This window comes from Amycolatopsis thermalba (genome assembly GCF_003385215.1).
Lineage (GTDB): Bacteria > Actinomycetota > Actinomycetes > Mycobacteriales > Pseudonocardiaceae > Amycolatopsis_E > Amycolatopsis_E thermalba.
Genome location: NZ_PQHW01000179.1, coordinates 1 through 7,646 on the forward strand (window position 1 = coordinate 1; position 7,646 = coordinate 7,646).

Below are 7,646 nucleotides of genomic sequence, written 5' to 3' on the forward strand. Positions count from 1 at the left end.
TGAAGGGTATAAGAGACACTGCCCGCCCCGCCCAACCGCCGCCGCGCCGCCTTCAGCGGGTCACAATTCCCCGTGCGATGCCGAGCTCCACCAGGTCCTGTGGCCGCAACCGCAGCTGGTTGGCCGTCTCCGGGACCTCCGACGGCGGCCGCTTCAGGATCGATGCCGCCGCCTCCGGGGACGTCACCGAGAAGAAGCTGTCCGGCGTCACCCACGTCCGCTCGGGGTGGGCGAACGCCAGCGCGCCCCCGGAGCCGCCCTCGCCGATCACCAGGGTCGTCACCGGCACCCGCGCCCCGGCCACCGCCGCGAACACCTCCGCGATCGCCGCGCCCGCGCCCGCCCGCTCCGCCGCCGGGTCGTTCGCCGCGCCGGGGGTGTCCACCAGCGTCAGCACCGGGATCCCCAACCGGTCCGCCAGCCGGATCAGCCGCGCCGCCGTCCGGAAACCCGACGGCAGCGTCGCCGTCCCGCACTGCGCCGCATACGCCACCGTCACGCCCGAGCGCATCCCGAACCCGCACCGCACCCCGGGATCCACCCCACCGCAGCGATCACCGCTGATGTCCTCCCGCCAGTCGAAATACGCGTCCAAATAGGACTCCGCGCGCGGACGCGAAGGAGCCCGGGCGGCCCGCACCGCGGCCCAGCCATCCGACGGCAGGTCACCGGAACCGAGCGCCGACGGCGGCGGCGCGGGCGCACCATCGGCACCGGTCAGCAGCGACAACCACCGGCCCAGCCGCTCACCCAGCTCCGCCGCCGGCACGATCTGGTCCACGTGCCCCGACGCCAGCTGCGACTCCGCCGTGTAGGCCGCAGCGTCACCAGCCGGCCGCACCCGCGACCCGGCGAACCCGACCTGCGCCCCGGGCAGGGCCAGCGCCACGTCCGAACCCGCGCCGAGCGTGGCCCAGCCGCCACCGGTCGTCGGGTCCCGCACGACCGCGACCTGCGGCAACCCGGCGGCCCGGGTCAACGCCGCCTGCCGCGCGATCCGCTGCAGCTGGGACAGCGCCGCCATCCCCTCCTGCATGCGGCTGCCGCCGGTCGCGATCATCGACACGACCGGCGTCCGCAGCTCCCGCGCCCGCTCGAACGCCGCCTCGATCCGGTCACCGGTGCGCCGCCCGAGCGAACCGCCGAGGAACCCGAACTCCCACGCGATCACGGTCGCCTCGGTGCCGCCGAACTTGCCGACCCCGCACACCACCGATTCCTGTTCACCGGTGCGCTCCACGGCCCGAGCGTGCGCGGAGTCGTAACCGGGCCAGCCGATCGGACCGTCCACACCGGACTCATCGGGCTCCGGCGCGGGCAGCTCGGTGAACCCGGAGCACACCGAGCCGATCACCGCGCGGGCGCTCTCACGCATTCAGCGCCCGCTTCATGACCTTGCCCATGTCGTTGCGCGGCAACGCGTCCAGGAACCGCACGACCCGTGGCCGCTTGTGCGGCGACAGCAACCGCGCCACGTGGTCGGCCAGCTCCTGCTCCGCGGGCGGCTTCCCGGCCGGCACGATCCACGCCACGATCCGCTCGCCCAGGTCCGGGTCCGGCTCGCCGGTCACCGCGGCCTCGGCCACGCCCGGGTGCTCCAGCAGCGCGTTCTCGATCTCCCCGGCGCCGATCTTGTAGCCGCCGCTCTTGATCAGGTCGGTGGCCTTGCGCCCGACGATCCGGTAGTAGCCGTCGGCGTCCCGGGTCGCCATGTCGCCGGTGCGGAACCAGCCGTCGTCAAACACCTCCGCGGTCGCGTCCGGCCGGTTGAGGTACTCGGTGAACAGGTTCGGCCCGCGGACCTGGATCTCGCCGACCGTCTCACCGTCGCTGGTCTCGATCACCGCGCCGGACTCGTCGACCAGCCGCACCTCGACCCCGCGCAGCGGCACGCCGACCGTGCCGGGCTTGCGCTCGCCGTCGGCGCGGACGCTGGTGTTCATCAGCGTCTCGCTCATGCCGTAGCGCTCCACGACCCGCTGCCCGGTGGCCGCGCGGATGCGTTCGTGGTCGTGCACCGGCAGCGCCGCCGACCCGGACACCAGCAGCCGCGCCCCGCTCAACGCCTTCGCCAGCTCCGGGTTGCCGCCCACCTCCTCCGCGATGCGGTGGTACATCGTGGGCACGCCGAACATCATCGTCGCCTCGGTCGACAGCTCCCGCGCGATCACGTCGGTGGCGAACCTGCCGGTGTGGTGCACGGTGCCGCCGCGGCGCAGCGGGCCGAGGATTCCCAGGATCAGGCCGTGCACGTGGAACAGCGGCAGCGCGTGCACGAGCACGTCGTCCGCGCTCCACTGCCAGGCGTCCTCCAGCGCGTCGAGCGTGCTGGAGATCGCGCGCCGCGGCAGCACCACGCCCTTCGGCGGCCCGGTGGTACCCGAGGTGTAGACGATCAGCGCGGGAGCCTCGTCACCCGGCTCTTCGGGCAGGTCACCGGGGCTGCCGATCAACGCGACCTGCTGGCGCGGCAGGTTCGCCAGCCGCTCCGGCAGTTTCGCGCCCGGCTCGCTGAGCACGAGCGAGGGCGTGCTGTCGCTCACGATGTGGTCGAGTTCGCGTTCGCCGATCTTCGGGTTGACCGGAACCGCCGGGACGCCCGCGAGCAGTGCCGCGACCACGGCGACGCTCGTGTGGATGGTCGGCGTCGCCCACACCGCCACCCGGGTGGGGGACTGGGCGCGGATCTCCCGGGCGAGTGAACCGGCGATCGCCGCCAGTTCCGCGTAGTCGAGCGAGACCTCGCCGAAGCGCAGGGCTTCCTTCTCGGGCGGCTCCGCCAGGGCCGGGAACAACCGTTCGGGCACGTGAACTCCTTACAGATCAGCCGAGTCCGGGCACGATGAACACGAGCCAGGCCACGGCGGGTACCACGGCGACCATGATGCCGCCGTAGACGAGCAGTTGCCGGAAGAAGGAATCCCGGTCCACCTCGCGGGCGTTGGCGAGCACCAGCGCGCCGTTGGTGGAGAACGGGCTGACGTCGACGACCGTCGCCGACACCGCGAGCGCGCAGATCATGCCGACCGGGCCGACCGTGCCGAGCGCGAGGAACGGCACCGCGAGCGGGATGAGCGCGCCCATGATCCCGACCGAGGACGCGAACGCCGACACGATCGCGCCGATGTAGCACAGCAGCAGCGCGGCGATCAGCGGTGCGCCGATGCCGCCGACGCCCTCGCCGGCCCACTCGATCGTGCCCATCTCCTGCAGCACGCCGACGTAGGTGAGCACGCCGCAGATCAGCAGCACGGTCGGCCAGGTGACCTCGCCGACGGCCTTCTTGCTGGTCGCGGGCCAGATCACGCTGAGCACGACGGCCAGGCTCATCGCGGTGAGACCGACGTCGAGGTCGAACACCAGGGTGGCCACGACCAGCACGGCCAGGCTCGTGAGCGTGGCGATGCGGGGCGCGTTCAGGCGGATGCGTTCGCGCGTTCCGGTGCCCGCCAGGCCGGTGGTGGCGGGCGGGCCGCCGGTGCCCGCGGCGACGAGTTCGCGCTCCTCGGCCGGCGCGGAGACCACCTGCCGTTTGCGCAGCACCACGAACACGATCGCCGCGATGACCAGGTTGACGACGAAGCTGGCCAGGAAGAGCGTGATCTCGCTGCCGCCGAGGCGTTCGCGCGCGACGATGCCGTTGACGATCGTGCCGTAGACGCTGATCGGCGAGAAGCCGCCGGCCTGCGCGCCGTGCACGACCATCGCGCCCATGAGCAGCGGGTGGATGCCGTACTGGGCGGCGAACCCGAGCGCGACGGGCGCGACGATGGCGACCGCGGCCGGGCTGACCGCGCCGATCGCGGTGAGCAGCGCGGTGATCGCGAAGGTGACCCAGGGGATCAGCGCGACGCGGCCGCGGACGAGCCGGACGGCGGCGTCGACCAGCCAGTCCGTGGTGCCGTTGGCGCGGGCGATGGCGAACAGGAACGTGACGCCGACGAGCACGACGAACAGGTCGCCGGGGAAGCCGGCGAAAATCTCGTCGGCATCCATGTTCGCGGCCAGCGTGCCGACGCCGAACGCGGCCGCGAAGGACAGCACCCCCATGTTGATCGAGCGGGTCGTCGCTATCACGAAGACGACCGCGAGGACGAGGATCGAGATCAGCTCAGCGGACATCCGGAGAACTCCCGCCGTTGGGATTCAAGTGGCTGAGTGGCTGAACCACTTTGCGGCTCAGCCACTCAGCCTGTCAAGGGCTAGGCTGCGGAACGTGTCTGATGCGCTGAGTCCGATGGCTCGTCCACGGCTGTACGAGCAGGTCCTGGAGCGGTTGCGGGCGTACGCGGCCGATGCCGGGCTGCGCGCGGGTGACCGGTTGCCCGCGGAGCGTGACCTGGCGCAGCGGCTCGGGGTGAGCCGCGCGTCGGTGAAGCAGGCGATCGTCGTGCTGGAGGTGCAGGGCCTGGTCGAGACCCGCCACGGCGGCGGGACCTACCTGGTGCGGGACGCGCTGGCCGCGGGGCCGGTCCAGCGGCTGGTGGAGCGCCGCCGCCGGTTGCCGGACGTGCTGGACGCGCGGGAGGCGCTGGAGACGAAGCTGGCCGAGCTGGCGGCGATGCGCCGGACCGAGGACGATCTGGCCGCGCTGGAGTCGGCGCTGGAGTTCATGGCCGCGGAGATCCGCGACGGGGGAGCCGGCGTCGAGGGTGACCGCCGGTTCCACGCCGCGGTCACCGGGGCCGCGCACAGCGCCCTGCTGGCCGAGTTCATGGACGCGATAGCCGACCAGATCACCGAGAGCCGCACCGAGTCGCTCCGCCAGCCGGGCCGTCCGCCGCGCTCGCTGGACCAGCACATCCGCATCGCGGAGGCGATCCGCGACCGCAACCCGAAAACCGCTGCCGAAGCGATGCGGGACCACCTCCGCACGGTCGCCGAGGTGCGCTTGCTGAGCTGGGACCCGGAAACCCCCTGACCACCCGCGTGGGGCGGTAACCGCAGGTCGGCGGGCACGCCGTACGCTGGAGTGCTGTGCTGGTACTGGCTCTGGACACGTCGACGCCCGCGGTGACCGCCGGGGTCGCCGAACTCGCCACGGGCGTCACCGTGCTCGCCGAGCGCGTGACGCTCGACGCGCGTGCGCACGGCGAACTCATCACCCCGCACGCCCTCGACGCCACGCGGGAAGCGGGCGTCGCGCTCAAGGACGTCGGCGCGATCGTCGTCGGCGCCGGGCCAGGGCCGTTCACCGGTCTGCGGGCCGGTCTCGCCACCGCCGCCGCCCTCGGGCACGCGCTCGGCGTCCCGGTCCACCCGGTCTGCAGCCTCGACGCGATCGCCCAGCAGGTCGACGCCGGCGAGCCGTTCTCCGTGGTCACCGACGCCCGCCGCCGCGAGGTCTACTGGGCCGCCTACGACGCGACCGGCGCCCGCACCGGCGGCCCGCACGTCCAGGCGCCCGCCGAGCTGTCCCTCGGCCTCGCCGCCGGGGACGGGGCCCGCCGCTACGCCGAGCAGCTCGGCGCGCGCGTGGTCGAGCCGTACTACCCGGGCACCGCGGGCCTGGTGGCAGCCGCCCGCGATGCGCTCACCTCGGGAGCCGCGCCCGCCCCGCTGACGCCGCTCTACCTGCGCCGCCCGGACGCCGTCGAGCCCGGCGCGCGGAAGCGGGTGACCACGTCGTGAAGCTCGCCAAGCTGCGCCGCAAGGACATCCCGCGCTGCGTGGAGATCGAACAGGTCCTCTTCGCCGGAGACGACCCGTGGAGCGCCCGCGCGTTCCACAGCGAGCTGGACTCCGGCGGCTACTACCTCGGCGCGTACACGCCCGAGGACGTCCTGATCGGCTACGGCGGCCTGGCGGTCGTCGGCAGCCGGGGCGACTACGAGGCCAGCGTCCACACGATCGGTGTCGACCCGGGCTACCAGGGCCAGGGCGTCGGCACCGCGTTGCTGCGGGCTCTGCTCGCCCGCGCCGACGAGGTGCGCGCGCCGGTGTTCCTCGAGGTCCGCACCGACAACGACCGGGCCCAGGAGCTGTACCGGCGGCACGGTTTCGAGCAGATCGGCCTGCGCAAGCGTTACTACCACCCGTCCGGTGCGGACGCGTACACGATGATGCGTCCCGCCGTGACCAAGCAGGAGGTGGGCTGATGTCCCGCGTCATCCTCGGCATCGAAAGCTCCTGCGATGAGACCGGCGTCGGCCTCGTGCGGCTGCACGACGACGGCACCGTCGAACTCCTCGCCGACGAGGTCGCCTCGAGCGTCGAACAGCACGCGCGCTTCGGCGGTGTGGTGCCGGAGGTCGCCAGCCGCGCCCACCTGGAGGCCATGGTGCCCACGGCCGAGCGGGCGTTCGCCGCGGCCGGGCTCGGGCTGTCCGATGTGGACGCCATCGCGGTGACCGCGGGCCCGGGGCTGGCCGGTGCGCTGCTGGTCGGCGTCTCCGCGGCGAAGGCCTACGCGGCGGCGCTGGACGTTCCGCTCTACGGCGTCAACCACCTGGCCGGGCACATCGCGGTGGACACCCTGCAGCACGGCCCGCTGCCGAAGCCGTGCCTGGCGCTGCTGGTGTCCGGCGGGCACACGCAGTTGCTGCGGGTGGACGACATCGCGGGCGAGATCACCGAGGTCGGGTCCACTGTGGACGATGCGGCGGGTGAGGCCTACGACAAGGTGGCCCGCGTGCTGGGCCTGCCGTACCCGGGCGGTCCGCCGATCGACAAGGCGGCTCGCGCGGGCAACCCGAGGGCGATCGGCTTCCCCCGCGGCATGACCGGTCCGCGCGACGCGAAGTTCGACTTCTCGTTCTCCGGGCTGAAGACCGCGGTGGCGCGGTGGGTGGAGAACGCCGAGCGCCGCGGCGAGCAGATCCCGGTCGACGACGTGGCGGCGTCCTTCCAGGAGGCGGTGGCCGACGTGCTGACCGCGAAGGCCGTGCGCGCGGCGAAGGAGATGGGCATCGGGACGCTCGTGATCTCCGGCGGCGTGGCGGCGAACTCGCGCCTGTCGAGCCTGGCGCGCGAGCGGTGCGAGGCCGCGGGGATCGAGTTGCGCGTCCCACGGCCGCGCCTGTGCACCGACAACGGCGCGATGATCGCGGCGCTGGGGGCGCACGTGGTGGCGGCGGAGAAGAAGCCGTCGGCGCTGGACCTGTCGGCGAACCCGGCGCTGCCGGTGGAGGTCGTCTCGCTCTGAGGCGCGCGCGGGAGCGTGGTTGCGGCGGTGCCTGGAGGCGTTCGCGCGCATGCTGCGCGAGTCGCACTTCGGGTTCGAGCGGCCGATGACCGGGTTGGAGATCGAGCTCAACCTGGACGACGTGCACGCCAGCCTCAACTCCGCCGAGGCGAACGCCGGCCGCATCGGCGCGCAGCTCATCATGGTCGGCATCCTGCCCACCCTGCGGCAGGACCACCTGACCGGCGCCTCACTGTCGCCGAACCCGAACGCCTGCGGGCCACCTGCGACACGATCGTGCCCGAGGCGGAGTGCACGAGCAACCAGTTCCACCTGCAGGTGAGTCCCGCGCAGTTCCCCGCCTACTGGAACGCCGCGCAGGCCATCGCCGGGGTGCAGGTCGCGGTCGGCGCGAACTCGCCGTTCCTCCTCGGCAAGCACCGGTGGGCTGCACAACGGCACGATTTACCGCTGGAACCGGCCGATCTACGCGGTCACCCGCGACCGCGCCCATCTCCGGGTG

The 7,646-nt window shown here is 73.1% G+C and carries 8 protein-coding genes and 1 pseudogene; 6 read left to right on the forward strand and 3 right to left on the reverse strand.

The window, feature by feature from the left end:
- Positions 1 to 52: 52 nt before the first annotated feature.
- The 3 genes from D0D15_RS34995 to D0D15_RS35005 are packed head-to-tail and all read right to left on the reverse strand — an operon-like array spanning position 53 to position 4,122.
- Positions 53 to 1,375 carry a carboxyl transferase domain-containing protein gene (locus D0D15_RS34995; protein WP_094003944.1) on the reverse strand — a complete coding sequence of 441 codons (1,323 nt, stop codon included), beginning with the start codon at positions 1,373 to 1,375 and terminating at the stop codon, positions 53 to 55.
- Positions 1,368 to 2,807, reverse strand: coding sequence for an acyl-CoA synthetase (locus D0D15_RS35000; protein WP_094003945.1), 1,440 nt, complete (start codon positions 2,805 to 2,807; stop codon positions 1,368 to 1,370). Before D0D15_RS35000 ends, D0D15_RS34995 begins: the two co-directional genes overlap by 8 nt.
- A 16-nt stretch (positions 2,808 to 2,823) precedes the next feature.
- Complete coding sequence (locus tag D0D15_RS35005; protein WP_094003946.1) at positions 2,824 to 4,122, reverse strand: SLC13 family permease; 1,299 nt, start codon at positions 4,120 to 4,122, stop codon at positions 2,824 to 2,826.
- A 115-nt stretch (positions 4,123 to 4,237) separates the two neighbouring features.
- Between D0D15_RS35005 and D0D15_RS35010 the strand changes: the two genes are divergently transcribed.
- The 6 genes and pseudogenes from D0D15_RS35010 to D0D15_RS37475 all read left to right on the forward strand — a co-directional run.
- Entirely contained in the window at positions 4,238 to 4,921 is a 684-nt protein-coding gene (locus tag D0D15_RS35010; RefSeq protein ID WP_208646212.1) for a FadR/GntR family transcriptional regulator, read from the forward strand.
- A 56-nt stretch (positions 4,922 to 4,977) separates the two neighbouring features.
- Complete coding sequence (gene tsaB / locus D0D15_RS35015; RefSeq protein WP_094003948.1) at positions 4,978 to 5,631, forward strand: tRNA (adenosine(37)-N6)-threonylcarbamoyltransferase complex dimerization subunit type 1 TsaB; 654 nt, start codon at positions 4,978 to 4,980, stop codon at positions 5,629 to 5,631.
- On the forward strand, positions 5,628 to 6,098 hold the full coding sequence (gene rimI / locus D0D15_RS35020; RefSeq protein WP_094003949.1) for a ribosomal protein S18-alanine N-acetyltransferase: 471 nt from the start codon (positions 5,628 to 5,630) through the stop codon (positions 6,096 to 6,098). The genes tsaB and rimI overlap by 4 nt, the downstream gene beginning before the upstream one ends.
- Entirely contained in the window at positions 6,098 to 7,144 is a 1,047-nt protein-coding gene (gene tsaD / locus D0D15_RS35025) for a tRNA (adenosine(37)-N6)-threonylcarbamoyltransferase complex transferase subunit TsaD (RefSeq protein ID WP_094003950.1), read from the forward strand. Before rimI ends, tsaD begins: the two co-directional genes overlap by 1 nt.
- A gap of 19 nt (positions 7,145 to 7,163) precedes the next feature.
- Positions 7,164 to 7,466, forward strand: coding sequence for a hypothetical protein (locus D0D15_RS37470; protein WP_233157103.1), 303 nt, complete (start codon positions 7,164 to 7,166; stop codon positions 7,464 to 7,466).
- Positions 7,463 to 7,646, forward strand: a pseudogene (locus D0D15_RS37475) (hypothetical protein); the annotation flags it as partial. The gene D0D15_RS37470 and the pseudogene D0D15_RS37475, both read left to right, overlap by 4 nt.